Genomic DNA, 20,840 nt, shown 5'->3' with positions numbered 1-20,840 from the left:
ACGGTGTGCCGTCACCCGACCGTGTAAGTACGGCACCGGCCGGAACCGATGTTCCTGCCAAGGCCGGTCTACGGAGGTGGGCGCCTCGTGCGGCCGGAGCCGCACGAGGCCGCAGGTGTTACTCAGTTGAGTTGTGCCTCAGCGGAAGGCGGCGATGTGGCGGGCGACCCAGTCGCCGAAGGGGTGCGGGGCGCGGCCGAGGACCCGTTCCACGTCCGGGCTGATCCGCAGTTCGGCCGGGTTCGGGGCGGAGATGATGTCGAGGGTGTCGTCGGCGAGTTCCTCCGGCACGGACTGCGTCATCATGGCCTTGGCCTCGTCGCGGGTGAGTTCGTGGAACCGTACCGGCGAGCCGAGTGCTGCGGCGATCGCCTCCGTCTGCTGACGCGGCGTGATCGCCTCTGGGCCGTTCAGTTCGTACACCCCGCCGGTGTGCCGGTCGTCCAGCAGGCAGGCCGCCGCGACCTCGGCGATGTCTGCCGGGTCGATGACCGGCACCCCTACGTCGCCGAAGGGCGCGGCGACCGTCCCTTGCGTGCGGACGGACTCCGCCCAGGACAAGGCGTTGGAGGCGAAGCCGCCCGGTCGCAGGACGGACCAGGCCAGGCCGGACTCCCGCAAGGCGTCCTCCAGCGCGCGCATCGCGACCCGCGTCGGGCCGAGCGGCCTGGTCGCCACGCCCTGCGAGGACAGCAGGACGATTCGGCGGACCCCACTGGCCGCGGCCAGGGCGATGATGTCGGCCGGCCTGGCGTCGGGGGCGTGCAGGTCGCCGGACAGCAGCAGGAACAGCGCCTTCGCCCCGTCCAACGCGGGGGTGAGGCTTGTCGGCTCGGCCAGGTCGGCCGCCACGTGCCGGACTCCGTCCGGCATCGCCACCGCGTGCCGCGACACCGCCGTCACCTGCTCGCCCGCCTCGGCCAAGGCTCGCGTCAGAGGTCGGCCCACATTCCCGGTAGCCCCGGTCACCACAATCATGTTCAGCTCCTGGTCGGTCGTGCACTACGCGATCGACGCTAGGAGACCGGCTTACTTTTCGTAAGAACGTACCTAAAGGTAAGCTCCAGTCATGAGGGAAGGCGCTCAGCTCAGGCAGGCCGAGGCGGGCAAGCAGTATGAGGTGTTTCACACCGACTGCCCCGCGCGTGACATGGTCGACCACGTGACCAGCAGATGGGGCATCTGGGTGCTGATCTCCTTGCGGAGCAACGACCTCCGGTTCTTCGAGCTGCGCAACAGCATCCAGGGCATCAGCGAGAAGATGCTCACTCAGACCCTGCGTGCGCTGGTCCAGGACGGCCTGGTCCGGCGGGAGGTGGAGCCGACGACGCCGCCCCAGGTCACCTACGGGCTGTCCGAATTCGGCCAGGACGTCAGCGAGCCGCTGACGGACTTGTTCGACCGGATCACACAGCGGCTGTCGCCGCTCGGTCCGGGATAGTGCGGTAGCGGCCGGGGCGCCGGGGCGGCCTCGTCGCCGTAGTACGCCGACTTGATGCTCGTGCGCACATCTTCACGGGGAACGACGGTCGGCCTCGCGCCCATTCAGCGCCGTCACCCGGCCGTGTTCGTACGGCGCAGGCCTGAGCCGTGGGCTCGGGCTACTCCGGCCGGAAGGGGAACGGGCCGCCCTGGGACAGCGCGCGCTCGCAGGCAGCGTCCAGGGCCGCCTGCTGGTCCTGCCCCGCGGCCTTCAGGAACTCCTCGTCCAGCTCGGACAGGATGCAGGGGCGGAGCCCGGGGTTCACCGGTCACCGGTCACGGGCCGCCGGTCACCGGTTAATCGGTCGTCCGCGGTGGTGGTGGTTGGGATCATGGCGTGCGGGCCGGGAGCACGGTACGGCCCCACCCGTACCCCACCCGCACCCTTACGAGAGGGCGATGCCCGATGCCACTTGTCCCCGCCGACCCGAACGTCCTGCACCCGATGCCCGGCCAGCCGCGGGTGGTGCTGCTGAAGCCCCTCGTCACCTCGCCGCTGATCGAGGTCGGCGACTTCTCGTACTACGACGACCCGGATGACCCGACCGCGTTCGAGACGCGCAACGTGCTGTACCACTACGGGCCCGAGAAGCTCGTCATCGGGAAGTACTGCGCGCTGGGCGAGGGGGTGCGGTTCATCATGAACGGTGCCAACCACCGGATGGACGGGCCCTCGACGTTCCCGTTCCCGATCATGGGCGGGTCCTGGGCCGACCACTTCGACCTGATCAGCGGGCTGCCGGGCAAGGGCGACACCGTGGTCGGAAACGACGTGTGGTTCGGGTACGGGTCGATGGTCATGCCGGGGGTGCGGATCGGGCACGGCGCGGTCATCGCCTCCGGGGCCGTGGTCGTGGACGACGTACCCGATTACGGCATCGTCGGCGGCAACCCGGCCAAGCTGATCCGTCGCCGCTACGACGAGGCGGACACCGCGCGCCTGCTCGAACTGGCCTGGTGGGACTGGCCGGTCGAGCACATCACCGAGCACGTACGGACCATCATGTCCGGCACGGTGGCGGAGCTGGCGGCGGTGGCGCCGGAGGCGAAGCCGTAGGAGGGTCAGGAATCCCGGGGGCGCGCACCCGCCGCCCGCAGCAGTGCCGCCGTCTCCGGATGCGGCTGGAAGTCCTTGGTGGCCCAGTCGAGGGGGGAGTGGCCGGTGCCGCCGTCCTCGCGGGCGTTGGGATCGGCGCCGTGGGTGAGGAGTTCGCGTACGACGTCGAGGTGGCCCCACGCGGCGGCCGCGCACAGCGGCGTGCCTTCCGTGCCGTGGCCGCTCTCCCTGTCCGACGCGGCGCCGGCGGCCAGGAGCAGGCGGGCGCTCGCCGCGTCGCCGTGTACGGAGGCGGCGTACAGCGGCGTGGTGCCGTCCGCATCGGCGGTGTCCGGCTGCGCACCGGCCCGCAGCAGCGCGGCCACCTCGGCGGGCCCGGCGGACATCGCCGCCGACACCAGCCGCTTCGCCAGCTTCTTCTGCCGTCGCCGGTTCATGCCCGTACCCCGCCCTCGGAGGCGGCGCGCAGCTCCGGCAGCAGCGCCGGCACGTCCGCGAACGCCGCGTCCGCCGGCCGGCCGCAGGCCTTACCGGCCGTCTCACCGGCGAAGCTGAAGACGCCGGTCAGCTCGGGGCCGCCGCGGCCCCATGCCAGCAGCGGGCTCCCGCTGTCTCCCGGGCACATGGTCGTTGGGGTGCGGTCGGCGCGGGGAGACCGGGCGCAGAAGACCGACGCCCGGTCCACCACCGCCGGGGTCTGGGCGGCGCACTGCTCGTGGCTCCGTACGGCGAGGTCGCCGCGGCGCAGTACGTCGCCGCGTATGTCCTTGCCGGGCTCGGACGGGTCCGGCGCGGCCGTGGTGCCGTGGCTGAAGATCGATACGGGTGTGCCGGGGCGTGGCCGGTGCTTCGCGACGGGGAGCGGCTTGACCCCGCGTACCGGGTCGCTGAGCCGGATCTCCGCCAGGTCGTAGGCCGCGGAGGACAGTTCCGGCCGGTCGGGGGCGGCGGGGGACGGCAGGAGCCGGTAGCGGGGGTGCAGGGCCGCGCCGCGTACGTTGCGTACCGTGCCCGGGTCCTCGGAGAGCACCGAGGAACCGAGGTGCACTTCGATGCGGGCCACGTCGACGCCGTCCAGGCAGTGGGCCGCCGTGAGCACCCGGTCGGGTGCGACGAGCACGCCCCCGCACGACGCCCGCTTCAGCAGCGGGCCGTCACCCTTGACCGCCAGCGTGGCGAGCCAGGGCGCGGCGCCGGGCCGGGGTGACTCCGTGCCCCCGGACATGGCTTGCGCCGGTCCGGCGATGCCCAAGGTCGCGCCCATGGTCCCCACGGCGGTCATGACGACCGACCCGAGCACCGCTCCCGCACGTGCACCCCACCGCTGTCTCACTGCCACGTCCCGTTCCCGTTCCTTGTTCCCGATAGCCGTTCGCTGTGACAGGAGTTGAAGGTAGTGCGTGGACGGACGGGAGTAATCAGCCCTCGGTCGCGTCGGCGGTCGGCCTGCGGGATGACGACCCTGAGGCGGTCTCGGGGGCTCGCGCCTCCGGCTCGGATGAAGAAGGCGGTGGCGTTCGGGTGCTCGTGGTGGGCGTTATGGAGGGTTTTGTTCCGTGTGTTGTGGTGTGTAATGCCGACAGTCGAGGGGCGGGGACCCGTTCATGACCGACGACAGGCGAGGCGAAAACCGCCCTGCACCCGTGAGGAACGTCGGCGCTCTTACGGGGCCACCGGCCAACTCGGCCCGCCCGGACTGCCGAACCACGTCCGGTGGCCGCCGCCGTCCACCGTCATGCCGAAGTCGAAGACCTCCGGCTTGCCCGCCTCCAGCCACCAGTCGTAGGCCTGTTCGGCCTCCGCCGCCAGCTGGCGGTCGCCCCACTGGTACGTCTCACCGGCGCTGATGTAGGCCCAGGCCGCGCCCGTGGACAGCCACCAGGCGGGGACGGCGTCCGTGGGCGGCGTGCGGACGGCGTGGACGCCGGGCAGCTGGAGGCCGAGGGCGAAGCGGGCGTGGAAGTCGTCGAGGAAGTCCGGGGGGAGGGTGGTGGTGCCGTACCGGCTGTCCTCCCAGTGGTGCGGCGTGTAGACGCGCGGGAGCGGGTTGTCCGGGCGGCGCTGTCCGCGCAGGTCCATGAAGGTCAGCGGGACGCCGAAGCGGCCGCAGGCGCCGCTGCGGTCGGCGTCGACGGTCAGGACGGCCAGGCCGGCGGGCTGGAGCGTGGACTTCCACGGGGCGACGATGCGGGCGCCGGGCGCGCACTGGGCGATCCAGGCGAACGGGACGCGGGACAGTGACGCCGTACAGAGCACCCGGTCGTACGGTGCGTGCCGCGGCCAGCCGAACTCGCCGTCCGCGCAGATCACGTGGGGGCGGTGGCCGAGGCGGTGCAGCCGTTCGCGGGCGGCGTCGGCCAGGGGCCGCTGGATTTCGACGGTGGTGAGGCGGGCTTCGCCGACCCGCTCGCACAGCAGCGCCGCGTCGTAGCCCGTACCCGTACCGATGTGCAGCACCCGGCTGCCGGGGTCCGGGTCGGTGGCGGCGAGGGTGGTCAGGACGGCGTCCGGGGCGCTGATCGAACTGGTGGGCAGCTCACCCGTGCCGTCCGCGCGCACCGGCCGCCCGCCGTCCACCTGGGTGACGACGGGCTCGGTGGGGTGGTGCACCATCGCCGCCCACCGCTGCTCGTCGTCGGCGCGGGCGACCGGGTGGTAGCGGTCGTCCTGGGCCCGCCACACCCAGACGGTGCCGGGTACGAAGGCGTGCCGGGGAACCGCGAGGAACGCCGCGCGCATCCAGGGGAGCTCGAAGGCGCCCTGGGCGTCGAACAGGCGGGTGGAGCGGGCGTGGTGGTGCTCCAGGTCGGTCGTCACGGGTGCGGTCCCCCAGTGCTTCGGCTCCTGTGCGTTCGCGGCGTCTGCTGATCATTCCCGCCGAGGGGGGTGGTGAGTGGGGCGCACGGGAGCATTCAGCGGGGAGCCCGGGGCGTGCGGGGCGGTCCGGCCGGGCTCGGCCCGGCCCGGTCAGCGCCAGTTGAGGCGTACGTCCTCGGTGTCGATGTGCATGCCCGGCGGTACGCGCCAGGCGGCCACGCAGACGCGCCAGGTGGCCGTGCGGCGGGCGCCGCCGGCGATGGGGGTGGGGAGGGGATGGGTGGAGGTTCTGGTGGCCCAGTCGATGCCGAGGGCGCCGATGATGTGCGTACCGAAGGTGACGGTGCCCGAAGTCACCGGACGGTCGCCGGTGTTGCGCAGGGCGAGAGATACGTTTTCGCACCAGCGGACGTCGGTGTCGGCGCGTTTGAGGGGGCCGGTGGTGAGGTGGGGTGGGGTGCTGGGTTCGGGGCTGGGCTTCGGGGTGGGGCCGGGGCCGGACCCGCGGTCTGGGGGTGTTTCGGGGGGCCGTTGCGGGGCGCCTTCGGAGGGGCGTCCGGTGGGGGAGCCGGGTGGGGCGGTGGTGTCGTGGCCACCGCGGTGACCTCCATCGGCACCGGAGTCGGACGAGTTGGCCGTGTCGCGGCCCGTCGACGGCGGAGAGGCGGTCGGCGGGGAGGCGGTCGGCGGGGAGGCGGTCGGCGGAGAGGCGGCCGACGAGGAGGCGTGCGGGCCCGGCCCGTTGTCCGTCACGGGGGAGCCGTCGCCGTCCAGGGGTGTGAGGGTGATGCCGTCCCGGGGCGGTACCGGTCGCGTCGGGGTCCGGCCGTCCGCCGGGCCGGCGGCGCCCACCGCGGCGTGACCACGGCCGCCGCCGTCGCCGCAGGCGCAGAGCAGCGCGGCCAGACACAGGGCGGTGGCGGGGAGGAGGGCGCGTGGGGTACGGGGAGCACGAGCGGTACGTGGGGCGCGGGTCGTCCGTCGCATCGGGCCAGTGTTACTGACGGCACGTCAGTTGCATAGGCCCGGTACGGCAGGTCGTCGGCCCGTACGGGGACGTGGGCGTCCGGCCGTTGCCGATCGGCCGCCCGGTACGGCGGTCGGCCGGGGGCCGGAGCGGAGTCGCGGCCGGTCCGGGTCAGTCCGAGATCAGGCCCTCGCGCAGCGTCGCCAGGGTGCGCGTCAGCAGGCGCGAGACGTGCATCTGGGAGATGCCGACCTCTTCGCCGATCTGGGACTGTGTCATGTTGGCGAAGAAGCGGAGCATGATGATCTGCCGCTCGCGGGGCGGGAGTTTGGCCAGCAGCGGCTTGAGGGACTCGCGGTACTCGACGCCTTCCAGCGCGCTGTCCTCGTAGCCGAGGCGGTCCGCGAGGGAGCCCTCGCCGCCGTCGTCCTCGGGGGAGGGGGAGTCGAGGGAGGAGGCGGTGTAGGCGTTGCCCACCGCCAGGCCGTCGACGACGTCCTCCTCGGATACGCCGAGGCACTGGGCCAGTTCGGTGACGGTCGGGGAGCGGTCGAGCTTCTGGGCCAGTTCGTCGCTGGCCTTGGTGAGGGCCAGGCGCAGTTCCTGGAGGCGGCGCGGGACCCGCACCGACCACGACGTGTCGCGGAAGAACCGCTTGATCTCGCCAACGACGGTTGGCATCGCGAACGTGGGGAATTCCACGCCGCGTTCGCAATCGAAACGGTCGATGGCCTTGATCAGACCGATCGTGCCGACCTGGACGATGTCCTCCATCGGCTCGTTGCGACTGCGGAAACGTGCCGCCGCGTAGCGCACGAGCGGGAGATTCAGTTCGATGAGGGTGTCGCGTACGTACGTCCGCTCCACGCTGTCCTTGTCGAGCGTGGCCAGCCGCAGGAAGAGGGAGCGGGAGAGCGTACGGGTGTTGAGTGCGTCGTCGTGCACATGTGGTGCCGGCGCGGGAATCGCGGGAAGCACCTTCGAGCTGCCCAGTTCTACGGACATGCCACCCCCTTGAGGTCGCGGTCGGGTCGCTGCGGCGCCCTCGGCCCGCAGTGAACCGAGAACTTATGCCTCCACCTGAATACCGGAGGCGACGCCACGGCAAACGCGGTTCCTGCAGAATGTCACATGTCGGCAACACGCTGTAGCGCCAAGTCGACATATCCGTGCAGGAGCGGGTCGCCCGTCCCGGTTAGGCTTCGATCCTGTTTGCGGACCGCAGTCGTGCGAAGCTCCGCGACAGTAGCCGCGACACGTGCATCTGCGACACCCCCAGCTCGGCACTGATCTGGGATTGCGTCAAGTTGCTGTAGTAACGGAGGAGCAGGATGCGCTGCTCGCGCTCGGGGAGCTGGACGAGCAGATGCCGTACGAGGTCGCGGTGCTCGACCCCGGCCAGCTCCGGGTCCTCGTAGCCGAGGCGGTCCAGGAGGCCCGGCAGGCCGTCGCCCTCCTGCGCGGCCTCCAGTGAGGTCGCGTGGTACGAGCGGCCCGCCTCCAGGCAGGCCAGCACCTCGTCCTCGCCGATCTTGAGCCGTTCGGCGATCTCCGCGGTCGTCGGCGAGCGGCCGTGCAGCACGGTCAGGTCCTCCGTGGCGCCGTTGACCTGCACCCACAGCTCGTGGAGGCGGCGCGGTACGTGGACGGTGCGCACGTTGTCCCGGAAGTAGCGCTTGATCTCGCCGACCACGGTCGGCATCGCGAAGGTGGGGAACTGGACGCCGCGGCCGGGGTCGAAGCGGTCGATGGCGTTGATCAGGCCGATCGTGCCGACCTGGACGACGTCCTCCATCGGCTCGTTGCGGCTGCGGAAACGTGCCGCCGCGTAGCGCACCAGCGGCAGGTTGGCCTCGATCAGTGCGGCGCGCACCCGGGTGTGCTCGGGCGTGCCCGGCTCCAGGCTCGTCAGCTCGGCGAACAGCACCTGCGTGAGTGCCCGCGTGTCCGCGCTCCTGCTCTCGCGGGATGGCGCCTTGGGCGCAGTTCGGGCCGTCACGGGCACGCCACCCTTCTCAGTGCATTCATCCGGCAAAAGCGGTCATAGCATCACAAGACATGTGCACTGTGTGCAAGCACCGCATAACGCCGTGTTGATCGCAGAGTTGATCACCTGGCCGGCCGCCGGGCCGGCCGGCGAGCCGATCGCGCGGACGGCCGACGGACGGACGCGCCGGACGGCCCGTGGTGGGGCCGACCGGGCGGGCCCGGTCCGGTGGTGGCGGCCCGGCCCGAACCGGTACGAAAAAGCCCCTCGCCCGCCAGGCGGGACGAGGGGCGTGCGCGCGGCCGGGGCCGCCGCTCAGAACTCGTAGTCGGCGATCACCCAGGTGGCGAACTCGCGCCACTGCCCGGCGGCGGCCTGATGGGCCGGGTGTTCGATATAGCGCTTGAGGGCGTCGGCGTCGGCCACGGCCGAGTTGACGGCGAAGTCGTACGCGATCGGGCGGTCCGTGATGTTCCAGGCGCACTCCCAGAACTCCAGCTCGGGGATCTGGTCGGCCAGCTCCCGGAACGCCTTGGCGCCGGCCACGACCCGCGGCTCGTCGCGCTCGACGCCGTCGTTGAGCTTGAAAAGAACCAGGTGGCGTATCACTGGGCGGTCCTCCGTGCGTTCGTCGTGCGCGTGGCCGGGCGGGCGCCGGCGTTCCGTGGGCCGGGCGGCCGTCGGAGTGGCAGGTGTGGACCCGGGGGCCGCCGGAGGGGCGGGAGGCCCGTCGGCCGGATGCCCGGCGGCAGGGCGCCGGTCCGCTCCGTACGGCCGGCCGGTGTGCCGTCCGGTCCGTTCCGCTCCGGAATGTCCCGGTCCGGCCGGGGCATCCTACGTGCTACGTGATCAGCTGGGTCATGAACTCGCCGACGCCGTGGGCGGCCGACGAGATGCCCTCGAACCCTATCTGCACGAGATCGGCGGCGCGTGCCGGGGACGTGATGATCGTGTACAGGACGAAGACGGCGACCACGTACAACGCGATCTTCTTCGCTTGCGCCATCCGACTGTCCCCGTCTCCCCTTCGGCGGCTCCCGCCCGCCCTTCCCCGTGCAGACCGGGCTGAGTTTAACCACTTCCGCATCAGGGGTGGAGCCGGAAGCCGGGCCGGTGACGAGCCGGTGACCAGGGGCGGCGAGACGCCGGGGGCGCCGGTGCCCATCGGGCCCCGGTAAACACTCACCGGGACTTTAAGGACCAAAGGCCCCTGAGGGCAGGCCCTTTGCCTGCGTCCCGCGCCGGGCGCGCACAGCAGGATGGTGATGTGCCCGGCGAATCTGGCAGGAATTCGGCCGGGCACGGGACCCGAGCCTCACTGCGGGGTCCACGCGGCCGACTTCCCCCCTGACGGCGGCGCGGACTTTGAGGCCCGGCCCACCATCGGGGGAAGCGGCGGTCCCCCCGATGCCGTTTCCCCCGACCGCACCACGGAGCCCCGGCTCCTGGCCCCGGGCCAGGAGCCGGGGCTTTCGCCGTAATGGCGCGGGGACCGGCCGCTTTCCTACGGGAGTGCCCGGTGCCCGGCGCCTAGACTGGGACCTTTCGGGGGCACGGGCCCGTCCCGGGGCGGCCCTGGGCGGATGGAGAGCGGCTGTGACGAGTGGCGTCGAGGACGTGGCGGATCCGTCGGCCGAGGTGCTGACGGAGGCCGCGGCGACGTTCGGGCTGCTGGCGTCGCCCGCGCGTCTGCACATCGTCTGGGTGCTGGCGGGCGGCGAGTGCGACGTCAGCGGGCTGGCGGAGCGGGTGGGCGGAGCGCTGCCCGCGGTGAGCCAGCACCTGGCGAAGCTGAAGCTGGCGGGGCTGGTGCGCTCGCGGCGCGAGGGGCGCCGCGTGGTGTATCTGGTGGACGACCCCGACGTGGTGTCGATGGTGCGGTGGCTGGTGGGGCAGCTGACCGACCGGGCGGGCCGCGCCGACGGCCCGGCGGTTCCGGGACGCGTCCGTGGCCTGGGCGCCTGAGCGGGTCGTCGGCTCCGCGGCAGCTCGTACGGAAGGGGAGGCGGAGCCGGGCACACACCTCGAACCACCGGGCGTACGCGCGGACGGCGGCGCCGGGCTGCGGGACGCCCCCGGGCTGACGGCGCTCGAAACGCTGCGGCTCCTGGAGAGCGGGCCGCGCGGCCTGACCGAGGCGCAGGCCGAGGAGCGGCTGCTGCGGTACGGCGACAACGCGGTGCCCGAGCGGCGTCCGGCAGGCCGGCCCTGGCGTTTCGTGCGCAGCCTGCGCGACCCCTTCACGACCGTCCTGCTGTGTCTGGCGCTGGTCTCGGCCGCCGTCGCCTCCTGGGGGACGGCGTGTGTGATCGCGGTCCTGGTGGTGGTCAGCGCGGTGCTGCGGTCCAGCGGCGAGTACCGGGCCGAGCGGTCCACGGCGGCACTGCGCGAGCTGATCGCCACCACGGCGACGGTGCACCGCAGAACGGCGGCGGGCGCCGTCGGCCGTGCCGTCCGTGCGGGGAAAGCCCAGGGGAGGGCCCCGGCGAGGCTCCCGGGGGCTTCCAGGGAGGCAGCCGCCCGGGAGATCCCGGTCGACCAGCTGGTGCCGGGCGATGTGATCCGCCTCGGCCCCGGGGACCTGGTGCCCGCGGACCTGCGGCTGCTGCGCGCGAGCGGGCTGACGGTGCGCCAGGCCGCGCTGACGGGGGAGTCGGCGCCGGTGGCGAAGTATCCGGTGGAGGCGCCGGAGGGGGCCGCGGCGCCCGGTGAGGCCACGGCGCCCGGCGTGGCTTCCCCCGGCGCGGCCGCGCCCGGCACGGCTTTCCCCGGCGCGGGCCTCTTCGAACGGCCTGAGCTGTGCCTCCAGGGCAGCAGCGTCGCGTCCGGCAGTGCGACCGCGGTGGTGCTGGCGACCGGCGAGGACACCCTGTTCGCAGGAACGTATCGGCGGTCGTCCGGTACGGCGGGGACGGGCACCGGCGCCGCCGCGCGCGGCACCCGCGGTACGCGCCGTACGAGCGCCTTCGACCGCTCGGTGAACGGCATTTCCTGGACGCTCATCCGCTTCATGCTGCTCACCCCGCCGCTGGTCCTGATGGCCAACGCCGCGCTGCGCGGCCGCGGCCTGGAGACGCTGCCGTTCGCCGTCGCGGTGGCGGTCGGGCTGACGCCCGAGATGCTGCCGGTCATCGTCACCACCGCGCTCGCCCGGGGCGCGGCGCTGCTCGCCCGCGGCGGCGAGGTGATCGTCAAGCGGCTGCCCGCGCTGCACGACCTCGGCGCCATCGACGTGCTGTGCACGGACAAGACCGGCACCCTCACCCAGGACCGGCCGGTCCTGGACTGCTCCCTCGACCCCGACGGGCGGCCCGCGCCCGAGCCGCTGCACTGGGCCGCCGTCAACAGCCTGTGGACACTCCAGCTCGCCGAGCTGCCCACGCCCGACGCCCTCGACGAAGCGGTCCTGGAGGCCGCAGAGGACGACTTCGACGAACTGCTCGCGTACGAGGGCATCGAGGCGCTGCCGTTCGACCCGGTGCGCCGGATGTCGTGCGCGGTGGTCCGTACGGATGCTGCCGCGGCGGCCGGCCCCCGGCTCGGCGCGCACACGCTCGTCGTCAAGGGCGCGCCCGAAGCCGTACTGGAGCGCTGTGCCCGCGTCCGTACGGGGGGAGAGGACACCGGCCTGGACGACGCGGCCCGCGCGCGCCTGGCCCGGCTCACCGCGGACCGTACGGCGGACGGGCTGCGGCTGCTGGCCGTCGCGGTCGCCGAGCGGCCCGCCAGGCCCGGCCGCCGGTACACGCCGGCGGACGAGCGCGGCCTGACCCTCGTCGGCTTCGTCGGCCTGCGCGACGCGCTCGCCCCGACCGCAGCCGAGGCCTGCGCGGGCCTCGCGCGGCGCGGCGTCGCCGTCAAGGTCCTCACCGGCGACCACCCGGGCACCGTCACCCACGTCTGCCGCGAACTCGGGCTCGACACCGGCCCCGGCACGGTGATCACCGCCGACCGGATCGACGGCCTCACGGGCCCGGAACTCGCCCGGCTCGCCGCCCGTACGACGGCGTTCGCGCGCTGCACCCCGGAGCACAAGGCGCGGATCGTGGAGGCGCTGCGGAAGGGGGACGATTCGGGGCGTACGGGTCGTACGAAGTGGGCGGGACGTACGGACGGCGGACCGGCCGCCGCCCCCCGCACCGTCGGCTTCCTCGGCGACGGCGTCAACGACCTCCCCGCGCTGCACGCCTGCGACGTGGGCATCGCCCCGCGCGACGCCGTCGACGTGACGCGCGAGGCGGCCGACGTGGTCCTCGCCTCGAAGGACCTGAGCGCCATCGACGGCGCGATCGTCGCGGGCCGCCGCAGCACCGCCAACATCGCCACGTATCTGCGCATCACCCTGTCCTCCAACCTCGGCAACGTCATCGCGATGCTCGGCGCCGGGCTGCTGCTGCCCTTCCTGCCGATGCTTCCGGCGCAGGTCCTGGTGCAGAACCTGTGCTTCGACGCGGTCCAGCTCGCCTTCGCCTTCGACCGGCCGGGCCCCGCCGCGCTGCGCCGGCCCGCGGTGCTGCGCCCCGCCGACCTGCTCCGCTACATCACCGGCTTCGGCCTGCTCAACGCGGCCGCCGACCTGGCGACGTTCGGCGTGCTGGTGCTCGCGGTGCACGGCTCCGGCCTCCCCGGCGGCCAGGACGCGTTCCACGCCGGGTGGTTCACGGAGAACCTGCTGACGCAGGCGCTGGTGATGTACCTGCTGCGCACCGGGCGCCGCTCCGCGGAAGGACGGGCCCCGGGCCCGATCCGGGTCGCGGTGTGCGCGCTGGCCGTGATCGGGCTGCTGCTGCCGCCGTCCCCGCTGGGCCCGCTGCTGGGGATGGCGGCGCTGCCTCCCCTCTACTACGGGCTGCTCGCGGCGGTGCTGGTGCTGTACGGGGCCGGGCTGGCGTGGGCCAAGGAGCGGTACGACCGGAAGGCGGGCGGGACCGCCCCTGATCCGGGCCCTGACCCGGCCCCCGGCCCGGTGTCTCAGCCGTAGGACAGGTCCGAGCAGATGCTGTCGTCGGCGGAGCGTGCCTTGTCGGCGATGGCCGACGACGTGTCCGAGGGGGCGGACGGACCCGGCCCGGGGGTGTCCCCGGAGGCCTGCACGGTCGGGTCGGCCGCGTAGGCGGAGCCCAGGACGACGTTGACGCCCGAGGTGGCCGTCGGCACCAGCCGGGCGCCGCCGAAGCGGGCGGCGACGGTCCTGGCCTCGGCCTCCTTGCCCGCGCCGTACTCGACGTCGGTGGTCGTGTGGTCCTGGGTCCGCGCGGTCGCGGTGCCGGTGACGGTGAAACCCGCGGACTTCAGCTGGTCGGCGGCGCGGGCGGCGAGGCCGGCGGAGGTGGTGCCGTTGTAGACGGTGACGCTGATGCCCGCACCCGTGGCGGTCCCGGCGGAGGCGGAGGCGTCCGGTGTCGGGGACGCGGCCTTGTCGGACGAGCCGGGGCCGCCGGCGTCCTTGCCGTCCAGGGTGCGGTCCGCCTTGATGTCCGCCCACAGCGTGTCCGCCGCCGGGTGCACGATCGCGACCCGCTCGCCCTGGTAGCGCCAGGGCACGGTGACGAACTTGGTGTTGTGCAGGTCGATGTCGCGCAGGGACATCGCGAAGGAGAGCAGCTTGTCGGCCGAGTCCAGGCCCGGGTCGACGGTCATGGACTTGGTGGCGGCGTTGGCGAGCGGCAGCAGGGTGCCCGGATTGAAGCCCTGGTCCTTGATCTTCTTGATGAGCGAGCCGACGAACGCCTGCTGGCGCTGGATGCGGCCGATGTCGGAGTTGTCGCCGATGCCGTGCCGGATGCGTACGTAGTCGAGCGCCTGCTGTCCCGACACGGTCTGCTTGCCCTTGGCGAAGATCTGCTTGCCACGCGAGTGGCGGTTCGGGTTCAGGTCGCCCTCGTAGATGTTCTTGGGCAGGCAGACCGGTACGCCGCCGACCGCCGAGGTCATCGCCGAGAAGCCCGCGAAGTCGACGACGACGGTGTGGTCGACGCGTACGCCGGCCAGTTTCTCCACCGTGTTCTGGGTGCAGGCGGGGTTGCCCTGGGGGCTCTCGCCGACCGAGAACGCCGCGTTGAACATGGCGTTGTGCTGCGGCGCGGTCCACTTGCCGCTCGGCAGCCGGCACGGGGGTATCTCCACCAGGGTGTCCCGGGGGATGGAGACCGCGACCGCGTGCTTGCTGTCGCCGTATATGTGCAGCAGGAAGGCGGTGTCCGAGCGGCCCACGTCGCCCTCGCCGCCGCCCAGCGAGCTGTTGTCGCCGGACCGCGAGTCGGAGCCGATGACCAGGACGTTCTGACCGCCGGCACCCTCCGCGGGACGCTGCGGGCTGACGCCGTCCGCGCCGAAGGTGGTGATGTTGCCGTTGAGCTTGAAGTAGAACCAGCCCGCGCCCGCGGTGATCAGTACGAGCAGCGAGACGGCGACGATCCCGGCCGTGCGCAGCGGGCGGCGCCGCCCGCGGCCGTCCCGGCCGCCCGTACCGCTGCGGCCCCTCCTCCTGCTCCGTCCGGCGCTGTCGGCCACCGCCTTGTGGCTGCTTGCTGTCATGTGCGCACCTCACCCGCGTGGCTTGTGCCGAAGAAGACGGAAGATCCGGCCCGTTGGTTGTACAGTTGCGCAATGTAGCAAGTTATAAAGCGGACAAGCTGCTGAGCCGGTACGGGCCGGCGGCCCCTGACGGGGCTCCGCGGGGCCCGGCGGGGCGCGGTGGCACGGTGGAGGAAGGCGGGACGGCGATGCTGCGGAACGGACTGGAGCCCTGGCACCTGCTGATCGTGGCGCTCGTGGTGATCCTGCTGTTCGGCTCGAAGAAGCTGCCGGACACGGCGCGGGCCCTGGGCAAGTCGCTGCGGATTCTCAAGAGCGAGACCAAGGCGATGAAGGACGAGGCCGGAGACGAGAAGGCCCCGGCGTCCGGCGACGTCGTACGGCCCGGGGAACCGGCGGCCGACCGCGGTCCGGGCGCGCGCTGACGTGGTCGGGGCGCGCGCCGACGCGGCCCTGTAGCGCACCGACGCGGCCCCTTGGCGTGCCGACGCGGCCCTGTAGCGCGTCGGCGCTGTCCGGCGCGCCCCGGCGCGGGGGTGGCCGCCGCTCATAATGGTTGACGCGCGCCGCGATCAGCGTGGCGCGTCCAGTACCAACCACGAGGGGAAACGGGACCGGATGAGCACCGAGCGCAAGCCTTCCGAACATGCCGTACGCGCCGGGGGCACCGGATACGCCGGGCGTACCGGACGTGCCGTACGGGCAAGGGGCGGGCAGATCACCGCAGTTGTCGTGGCCCTGCTGCTCGGCCTGATGGGAGCCGCGGGCTCGGCGGCGGCCGCGGCACCCGCGGCCCCGGCGGTCGCCCACAGCGTTCAGCAGCAGACCGCCGGCGCGCCTGCCGCACCGGCCGAGGCCGCTCCGGCCTCCTTCCACCACCACGCGAAGGCCGCCTTCGCCTCCAAGGACAAGTCGGAGAAGAAGGAAAAGAAGAAGAAGGGCTTCTTCAAGAAGCTCGGTATCTTCCTCATCGTGCTTCTGGTCATCTTCCTCGTCGTCATCATCGCGGTGATCTGGCTGATCGTGCACTTCGTACGCAAGGCGTTCCGCCGCCGCAACAGCTGAGGCACCACGAGCGCCCCTCGGCCGCCCAGCCCCCGCCGCGAGCAGCAGCTCAGCGGCGGGGGCTGTCGCCTTCCCCGGCCCGGCGTACCCGTCCGCGCGGCCTGAGCCCCACGGTCGGAAGGCCGGGTGCGGGCAGCCGGTCGCCGTCGTAGCCGCGCACCTCGCCGAACCGCGAGCCCGCCGTCCAGTCCGCGCGGGCCTCCTCGATGTCCTGCTGCGAACGGCCCACGAAGTTCCACCACATGACGATCTCCTCCTCGAACGGAGTGCCGCCGAGCAGGACCGTCCGCGCGGTGTCGCCGGACTCGTTCGTCAGCGTCAGGCGGTCGCTCCCGGGGGCGAGGTAGCCCAGTTCGGCGGGACGCAGCGGCGTGCCCGCCATCCGGACGCTCCCGTGGTCGACGAGCAGGCCGTGTTCGAAGGCGGGGTCCACGGCGAGGACGGCCGTCGCCCCCGGTTCGAGGACGATCTCGGCGCCGAGCAGCGGGCTGAACGTGGGCACCGGGGAGGTGACCCCGGCGAGCGTGCCCAGGAAGACGCTGACCCCGGCCCCGCCGACCCGTACGGTGCCGGGCACGTGATGCCGGAAGTCCGGCGCCGTGTGCCGGTGCTCCTCGGGGAGCGCCACCCACAGCTGTACGCCGTGCAGGACGGTGGTCCGCGCGGTCGAGACCTCCGAGTGGCTGATCCCGTACCCGCTCGTCATCAGATTCAGCTCGCCCGGCCGCACGTACGCGTGCGTCCCCAGGCTGTCGCGGTGCTCGATCTCCCCGCTGAACAGCCAGCTCACCGTCTGGAGGCCGGTGTGCGGATGCGGCGCGACGTCCATGCCGCCGGTCCGGGCGACATCGTCGGGCCCGTAGTGATCGGCGAAGCACCAGGCGCCGATCAGCGACCGGGAGCGCTGCGGCAGCGTACGGCGTACGGTCATGGCCCGCGGCCCGCCCAGGGGCACATCGCGCGGGGAGTGCACCTCGACCTCCGGCACCCGGCTGCCGTCTCCCGATGTGTGGCGCGAGTCGGTGGGGTTCGGTTCGACGTTGCTCACGTGCGGCGTCGCCTTCTCGTGACGAGTGGTTGCGTATTCAACATACATCGTGGCGGGGCGTACGGCCCCGGACCGGCGCGGCCGCACGACCGAAAAAGCGCCCGGGTGCCCAGGCGAACCCGGGCGCCTGGGCGCAGGTGCCCGTACCGGGCCCGGCACGTGCGTACTGCCGGGCCCGGAGGCCGGGGCAAAAGCGCCCCGGCGGGGTGGATCAGGCGAACTGCCGCATGGTCTTCCAGGTGGTCCCACCGAAGGGAACGGTCGTGCCGGGGTTGACCCCGCCCTTGCCGTCGCCCTTGTAGAAGCGCAGATTGCCGTCGGTGTCGACCGCCATCAGGTCGGCGATGCCGTCCCCGGTGTAGTCGCCGGCGGTCAGCTGGCGGACCGTGGCCCAGGTGTTGCCGCCGAACGCCACCGGGACCTGGCTGCCGAGCTGACCGGTGCCGTCACCGGGGTAGAAGTGCAGGGTGCCGTCGCTCCACACCGCCATCAGGTCGGCGATGCCGTCACCGTTGAAGTCGCCGCCGGCCAGCAGCTTCACCGTGCCCCAGGTGTCGCCGCCCGTCTTGACGTCGACCTTCGGCTCGATCTGCCCGTCGCCCTTGCCCTTGTACAGGTGCAGGTAGCCGTAGGTGTCGACCGCCATCACGTCGGACACCCCGTCGCCGTCGAAGTCGCCCGCGGTCAGCTGCTTGACCGTGCGCCAGGTCTCGCCGCCCTCGGTGACCGGGACCGGGCCGCCGAACTTGCCCTTGCCGTCGCCCTTGTAGAGACGCATGCTGCCGTAGGTGTCGATCACCATCAGGTCGGCGACGCCGTCGTTGGTGAAGTCGCCCTTGGCGGCCTGCCGCACGGTCTTCCAGGTGGTGCCGCCGGCCTGGTCGATGGTCCGGCCGCTCAGCCCCTTGGCCGCGTCGCCCGGGTAGACGTGCAGGGAACCGTCGTCCCAGATGGCGGCGAGGTCGGCGATGCCGTCCGCGGTGAGGTCGTCCTGGGCCCGGAAGGTGGTCTTGCGTATCCAGTCCGCGAGGTCGTCGACGCGCTTGTCGACAGCGCCCGTACGGGTCTCGTTCGGGTCCGCGCCCAGGCAGCCGCCCTGCCACGAGCGGTTGTTGACGGCCACGAGCTCCGGCACGCCGTTGTCGACGCGCAGGGCGGGGCCGCCGGCGTCGCCCTGGCAGACCACCGACCGGCCGGTGCTGTCGAGGCCGACGTCGCCGCCGTTCACGGAGGCGACGGTGAAGGTGCCGGAGTGCAGCCTGTCGGGCACCCATTCGGTCCGGGTGCGGCCGAAGCCCGCCACCGTCAGCTGCTCGCCCGCGGCCGGTCCGCGGGTGGCGAGCTTGACCGGAGTGACGCCGAGGGCCCGGCGGGCGAGCTTGACCAGCACCACGCCGCGGTCGGCGTGCGGGACGAGCTCGACCGCGTCCAGCACCTTCCCGCCGGACTGCGTGAGATCCGTACGGCCCACCGTGACGGTGGTCTTGCGTGCGGGCTTGCCGGCCTGGGCGGGCTTTCCGGCGTCCGCGAAGCAGTCGGCCGCGCCGAGCACCCACTGCGGGTCCACCAGCACGCCGGAGCACGCCTGGTGGTCCGCGATGTTGATCTTCGCGGTGAACGCGTACGCGGGGTCCTTGACGTCGGTTCCCTCAAGGGCGGTGGCCGGCGACGCGGCGACCAGACCGGTCGCGGCCGTGGTGGCCGCGAGGAGGCCCGCGGCCCATGCGGCACGTGAACGCTTACTGGACATGACGATCCTTCATGGTTTCGAGGTGGAGGGGGTGTCGCCGGGCCCCGTGGGGCCGGTGCGCGCCGGCCGGCCCTGGGGGAGGGCCGGGACGGTTGTGACGCTCCGCGGTGATGCCGGCCGCAGATGCGCGACAACTTGGGCAGGTCGGCAGATGCGCGACTGCCGGGGGTCCGCGGCCCTGCTTACGTGCCCGTACGGATCTCGACGAGGTCGAATTCGCGCTCCTGCGGGCCGGTCCGCCGAGCCCGCGACCGCGAACACGGCCGGGAGCTCCAGGGAGAGGTGGCCGGAGGTGCCGCTGACGCGGAAGCGAATCTTGTTGTTGTTCTTCCGCGCATGTGAAGACCCTCGCAAAAAGGCAGGTGGAAGCGGGCCGCACGGCTCCCTGCCCGGGGCGAGGTGCTGGGGCGCAAGGGGCTGATCGGCCGCGGAGACGCCGCATTCAAACATGGGTACGCATCCGACGCCAGGTAATTGACCTGGCATCTGGTGACAGAGCGCCACAAAGGGACTTTGTGCTTTATCTCATCTCTTTACGGCCTTCTCGCTGATGGCAACCGTGCTCTTCCCAAGGGCCGTGCCGCGCCGGCCGTGCCGCGCCGGCCGTGCCGCGCCGGCCGTGCCGCGCCGGCCGTGCCGCGCCGGCCGCGCACGCAGGCCTCGCCCGCCCCACGCAGAACGGGAAAGGCGGGCGGCAAAAGCCCTCACGGCGCCTGCGCCGGACTGCTGTTGGGGGCGTTAGCCGGGTGTTAGCGGAGTGGCAGCTTCTCGCTAAGGGAGCCGGACAGGATCGGTGTCGTACCGAGGAGACAACGTCACCAACTGCCCCGGGGGGAACCCGAAATGAGCTCCAGCGCCACCACCCGCACCGTCCGCCGCCGTACCCTGCGCGTCGCCGCCGCGGCCCTGACCGCGGTCGCCGGTCTGACCCTGACGGCCTGCTCCGGCTCGGACGGCGCCTCCGGCACGAAGGCCGCGGCCCACATGGACGCGGGGTCGGCCGCCGCGGGCTCCGAGGGCGCGGGCTCCTCCGCCGCGGCGCAGGGCTCCGAGCCCGAGGCGGGCTCCGAGGCCCGGACTGGCTCCGGTGCGAAGGCCGAGGCCAAGGCGGGGGCCCCGGGCAAGCAGTCCGGCAGTTCCAGCGGCGGCCGGGGCGGCAAGGCGGGTTCGGGTGTCGAGCGCTGCCACACCTCCAACCTGACGGCGGCCTTCGCGACGGGTGAGGACGCCACTCCGGACCCCGACGCGGGCGGTTCCACGACCACCAGCATCGTGCTGACCAACAAGAGCAGCCGTACCTGCAAGATCGGCGGTTTCGCCGGTGTGGACCTGACCTCCGAGAACGGCGGTCAGCGCTGGTCGCTGACCCGCTCCTCGGCCAAGCACGGCTCGATCACCCTGGGCCCCGGGGACAGCACCGACTTCACGGTCAACCTCGGCATGGCCAAGGACGACGAGGGCTCCTACCAGCCCGCCCACGCGGTCGTCACCCCGCCCAACGAGACGACCTCGCTGACCCTGAAGTGGCCCTGGGGCCCCCTCGTCCACCAGGACGGCGCCACCCACCCCGCCACCTTCGTCAACCCCATCGGCTGACGAAGCCGATCGGCCGGCCGAGAGCATCCCCGAGCCGGTACCGGGTGCGAAGCGGTACCGGCTCACCTGAAGACCACGCAAGACGGACACAGAAGTGAGGGAAGTCCATGACCAGGACGAAGAAGACCGGGGTGCGGGCGCGGGGCGGCCGGGTGGCCGTGATCGGCGCGCTGGGGCTGGCCTCGGTGGCGCTGGCCGCCGCCCCGGCGTTCGCCAAGGGCGGCGCAAAGATCACGGCGCCGCACTCGGCGCAGGCCGGCAAGACCTTCACGGTCTCGGCGCACGGGGACGACGACGCCTCCAGCTACCTGCGGATATGCCTGGAGAACCGGAGCGGCGGTAAGGCGTGGCACCAGGTGACCTGCGGCGCCGTGGCCGAACGGGGCACCGAGGCCAAGGCCGCCGCCCGCGTCAAGGCCGCACACCGCGGCACCCAGCAGTACCGCGCCGTGGTCTACGGCCTGCTCAGCCCCGGCGACCGCCACCCCGTACGCCAGCGGACCACTGCCCCGGTGACGGTGAACGTCCGCTGAG

21 protein-coding genes are annotated in these 20,840 nt (G+C 72.7%); 8 read left to right on the top strand and 13 right to left on the bottom strand.

The window, feature by feature from the left end:
• Positions 1-138: 138 nt before the first annotated feature.
• Positions 139-978, bottom strand: a complete 840-nt coding sequence (locus ACFV57_RS11445) for an SDR family oxidoreductase (protein WP_385228827.1) — start codon at positions 976-978, stop codon at positions 139-141.
• Positions 979-1,069: 91 nt separating this feature from the next.
• Here ACFV57_RS11445 and ACFV57_RS11440 point away from each other — a divergent pair, with 91 nt between their 5' ends.
• Positions 1,070-1,441 (top strand): winged helix-turn-helix transcriptional regulator, encoded by a 372-nt coding sequence (locus ACFV57_RS11440; RefSeq protein WP_385228824.1) that lies wholly within the window; start codon positions 1,070-1,072, stop codon positions 1,439-1,441.
• 160 nt (positions 1,442-1,601) lie between these two features.
• Here the strand turns inward: ACFV57_RS11440 and ACFV57_RS11435 are convergent, their stop codons facing one another.
• On the bottom strand, positions 1,602-1,748 hold the full coding sequence (locus tag ACFV57_RS11435) for a hypothetical protein (protein ID WP_385228821.1): 147 nt from the start codon (positions 1,746-1,748) through the stop codon (positions 1,602-1,604).
• 140 nt (positions 1,749-1,888) lie between these two features.
• Here ACFV57_RS11435 and ACFV57_RS11430 point away from each other — a divergent pair, with 140 nt between their 5' ends.
• A complete protein-coding gene (locus tag ACFV57_RS11430) occupies positions 1,889-2,539 on the top strand; it encodes a CatB-related O-acetyltransferase (protein ID WP_385228818.1) in 651 nt (216 codons plus the stop codon).
• 5 nt (positions 2,540-2,544) lie between these two features.
• Here the strand turns inward: ACFV57_RS11430 and ACFV57_RS11425 are convergent, their stop codons facing one another.
• The 8 genes from ACFV57_RS11425 to ACFV57_RS11390 all read right to left on the bottom strand — a co-directional run bounded on the left by ACFV57_RS11425 (position 2,545) and on the right by ACFV57_RS11390 (position 9,316).
• Positions 2,545-2,976, bottom strand: a complete 432-nt coding sequence (locus ACFV57_RS11425) for an ankyrin repeat domain-containing protein (protein WP_385228815.1) — start codon at positions 2,974-2,976, stop codon at positions 2,545-2,547.
• Positions 2,973-3,878, bottom strand: coding sequence for a S1 family peptidase (locus ACFV57_RS11420; protein WP_385228812.1), 906 nt, complete (start codon positions 3,876-3,878; stop codon positions 2,973-2,975). Before ACFV57_RS11420 ends, ACFV57_RS11425 begins: the two co-directional genes overlap by 4 nt.
• Before the next feature lie 323 nt (positions 3,879-4,201).
• Complete coding sequence (locus tag ACFV57_RS11415; protein ID WP_385228809.1) at positions 4,202-5,356, bottom strand: methyltransferase domain-containing protein; 1,155 nt, start codon at positions 5,354-5,356, stop codon at positions 4,202-4,204.
• A 150-nt stretch (positions 5,357-5,506) separates the two neighbouring features.
• Positions 5,507-6,343: a hypothetical protein gene (locus ACFV57_RS11410; protein WP_385228806.1), complete on the bottom strand. Its 837-nt coding sequence runs from the start codon at positions 6,341-6,343 to the stop codon at positions 5,507-5,509.
• Positions 6,344-6,494: 151 nt separating this feature from the next.
• Positions 6,495-7,328 carry an RNA polymerase sigma factor SigF gene (locus ACFV57_RS11405; protein WP_385228803.1) on the bottom strand — a complete coding sequence of 278 codons (834 nt, stop codon included), beginning with the start codon at positions 7,326-7,328 and terminating at the stop codon, positions 6,495-6,497.
• 190 nt (positions 7,329-7,518) lie between these two features.
• Positions 7,519-8,328 (bottom strand): RNA polymerase sigma factor SigF, encoded by an 810-nt coding sequence (locus ACFV57_RS11400; protein ID WP_073765078.1) that lies wholly within the window; start codon positions 8,326-8,328, stop codon positions 7,519-7,521.
• A 297-nt stretch (positions 8,329-8,625) separates the two neighbouring features.
• Positions 8,626-8,919: a Dabb family protein gene (locus ACFV57_RS11395; protein ID WP_385228800.1), complete on the bottom strand. Its 294-nt coding sequence runs from the start codon at positions 8,917-8,919 to the stop codon at positions 8,626-8,628.
• A gap of 232 nt (positions 8,920-9,151) precedes the next feature.
• On the bottom strand, positions 9,152-9,316 hold the full coding sequence (locus ACFV57_RS11390; protein ID WP_385228797.1) for a hypothetical protein: 165 nt from the start codon (positions 9,314-9,316) through the stop codon (positions 9,152-9,154).
• Positions 9,317-9,906: 590 nt separating this feature from the next.
• Between ACFV57_RS11390 and ACFV57_RS11385 the strand changes: the two genes are divergently transcribed.
• A complete protein-coding gene (locus ACFV57_RS11385; protein WP_385228794.1) occupies positions 9,907-10,275 on the top strand; it encodes an ArsR/SmtB family transcription factor in 369 nt (122 codons plus the stop codon).
• Positions 10,259-13,291, top strand: a complete 3,033-nt coding sequence (mgtA, locus tag ACFV57_RS11380) for a magnesium-translocating P-type ATPase (protein ID WP_385228791.1) — start codon at positions 10,259-10,261, stop codon at positions 13,289-13,291. The genes ACFV57_RS11385 and mgtA overlap by 17 nt, the downstream gene beginning before the upstream one ends.
• On the opposite strand, the gene ACFV57_RS11375 is transcribed toward mgtA, so the two are convergent.
• Complete coding sequence (locus tag ACFV57_RS11375) at positions 13,282-14,847, bottom strand: LCP family protein (RefSeq protein ID WP_385228788.1); 1,566 nt, start codon at positions 14,845-14,847, stop codon at positions 13,282-13,284. The two genes, mgtA and ACFV57_RS11375, sit on opposite strands and share 10 nt — an antisense overlap.
• Positions 14,848-15,035: 188 nt before the next feature.
• Here ACFV57_RS11375 and tatA point away from each other — a divergent pair, with 188 nt between their 5' ends.
• Complete coding sequence (gene tatA / locus ACFV57_RS11370) at positions 15,036-15,272, top strand: Sec-independent protein translocase subunit TatA (RefSeq protein ID WP_385228785.1); 237 nt, start codon at positions 15,036-15,038, stop codon at positions 15,270-15,272.
• A gap of 193 nt (positions 15,273-15,465) precedes the next feature.
• Complete coding sequence (locus ACFV57_RS11365; protein WP_385228783.1) at positions 15,466-15,912, top strand: hypothetical protein; 447 nt, start codon at positions 15,466-15,468, stop codon at positions 15,910-15,912.
• A gap of 49 nt (positions 15,913-15,961) precedes the next feature.
• Here the strand turns inward: ACFV57_RS11365 and ACFV57_RS11360 are convergent, their stop codons facing one another.
• Together ACFV57_RS11360 and ACFV57_RS11355 are read right to left on the bottom strand one after the other, a co-directional pair.
• On the bottom strand, positions 15,962-16,960 hold the full coding sequence (locus tag ACFV57_RS11360; RefSeq protein WP_385228780.1) for a pirin family protein: 999 nt from the start codon (positions 16,958-16,960) through the stop codon (positions 15,962-15,964).
• Positions 16,961-17,171: 211 nt separating this feature from the next.
• Positions 17,172-18,710 (bottom strand): FG-GAP-like repeat-containing protein, encoded by a 1,539-nt coding sequence (locus tag ACFV57_RS11355; protein ID WP_385228777.1) that lies wholly within the window; start codon positions 18,708-18,710, stop codon positions 17,172-17,174.
• A gap of 843 nt (positions 18,711-19,553) precedes the next feature.
• Between ACFV57_RS11355 and ACFV57_RS11350 the strand changes: the two genes are divergently transcribed.
• Both ACFV57_RS11350 and ACFV57_RS11345 read left to right on the top strand, forming a co-directional pair.
• The gene (locus ACFV57_RS11350) at positions 19,554-20,306 is read left to right on the top strand and encodes a DUF4232 domain-containing protein (protein WP_385228774.1); all 753 of its coding nucleotides are present in this window, start codon (positions 19,554-19,556) and stop codon (positions 20,304-20,306) included.
• Positions 20,307-20,413: 107 nt separating this feature from the next.
• Entirely contained in the window at positions 20,414-20,839 is a 426-nt protein-coding gene (locus ACFV57_RS11345; RefSeq protein ID WP_385228771.1) for a hypothetical protein, read from the top strand.
• The last annotated feature ends 1 nt before the right edge of the window (position 20,840 follow it).

Origin of the sequence: Streptomyces sp. NPDC059788, from assembly GCF_042732265.1 — a bacterium.
In the GTDB taxonomy this organism is placed as follows: Bacteria; Actinomycetota; Actinomycetes; order Streptomycetales; family Streptomycetaceae; genus Streptomyces.
This window is presented reverse-complemented; position numbering and strand designations above follow the sequence as displayed.

Bases quoted from the DNA above. Each gene is read 5' to 3' on its own strand.
- ACFV57_RS11445 (WP_385228827.1), bottom strand. From the start codon at position 978: ATGATTGTGGTGACCGGGGCTACCGGGAATGTGGGCCGACCTCTGACG.
- ACFV57_RS11440 (WP_385228824.1), top strand. From the start codon at position 1,070: ATGAGGGAAGGCGCTCAGCTCAGGCAGGCCGAGGCGGGCAAGCAGTAT.
- ACFV57_RS11430 (WP_385228818.1), top strand. From the start codon at position 1,889: ATGCCACTTGTCCCCGCCGACCCGAACGTCCTGCACCCGATGCCCGGC.
- ACFV57_RS11425 (WP_385228815.1), bottom strand. From the start codon at position 2,976: ATGAACCGGCGACGGCAGAAGAAGCTGGCGAAGCGGCTGGTGTCGGCG.
- ACFV57_RS11410 (WP_385228806.1), bottom strand. From the start codon at position 6,343: ATGCGACGGACGACCCGCGCCCCACGTACCGCTCGTGCTCCCCGTACC.
- ACFV57_RS11405 (WP_385228803.1), bottom strand. From the start codon at position 7,328: ATGTCCGTAGAACTGGGCAGCTCGAAGGTGCTTCCCGCGATTCCCGCG.
- ACFV57_RS11390 (WP_385228797.1), bottom strand. From the start codon at position 9,316: ATGGCGCAAGCGAAGAAGATCGCGTTGTACGTGGTCGCCGTCTTCGTC.
- ACFV57_RS11375 (WP_385228788.1), bottom strand. From the start codon at position 14,847: ATGACAGCAAGCAGCCACAAGGCGGTGGCCGACAGCGCCGGACGGAGC.
- tatA (WP_385228785.1), top strand. From the start codon at position 15,036: ATGCTGCGGAACGGACTGGAGCCCTGGCACCTGCTGATCGTGGCGCTC.
- ACFV57_RS11365 (WP_385228783.1), top strand. From the start codon at position 15,466: ATGAGCACCGAGCGCAAGCCTTCCGAACATGCCGTACGCGCCGGGGGC.
- ACFV57_RS11355 (WP_385228777.1), bottom strand. From the start codon at position 18,710: ATGTCCAGTAAGCGTTCACGTGCCGCATGGGCCGCGGGCCTCCTCGCG.
- ACFV57_RS11350 (WP_385228774.1), top strand. From the start codon at position 19,554: ATGAGCTCCAGCGCCACCACCCGCACCGTCCGCCGCCGTACCCTGCGC.
- ACFV57_RS11345 (WP_385228771.1), top strand. From the start codon at position 20,414: ATGACCAGGACGAAGAAGACCGGGGTGCGGGCGCGGGGCGGCCGGGTG.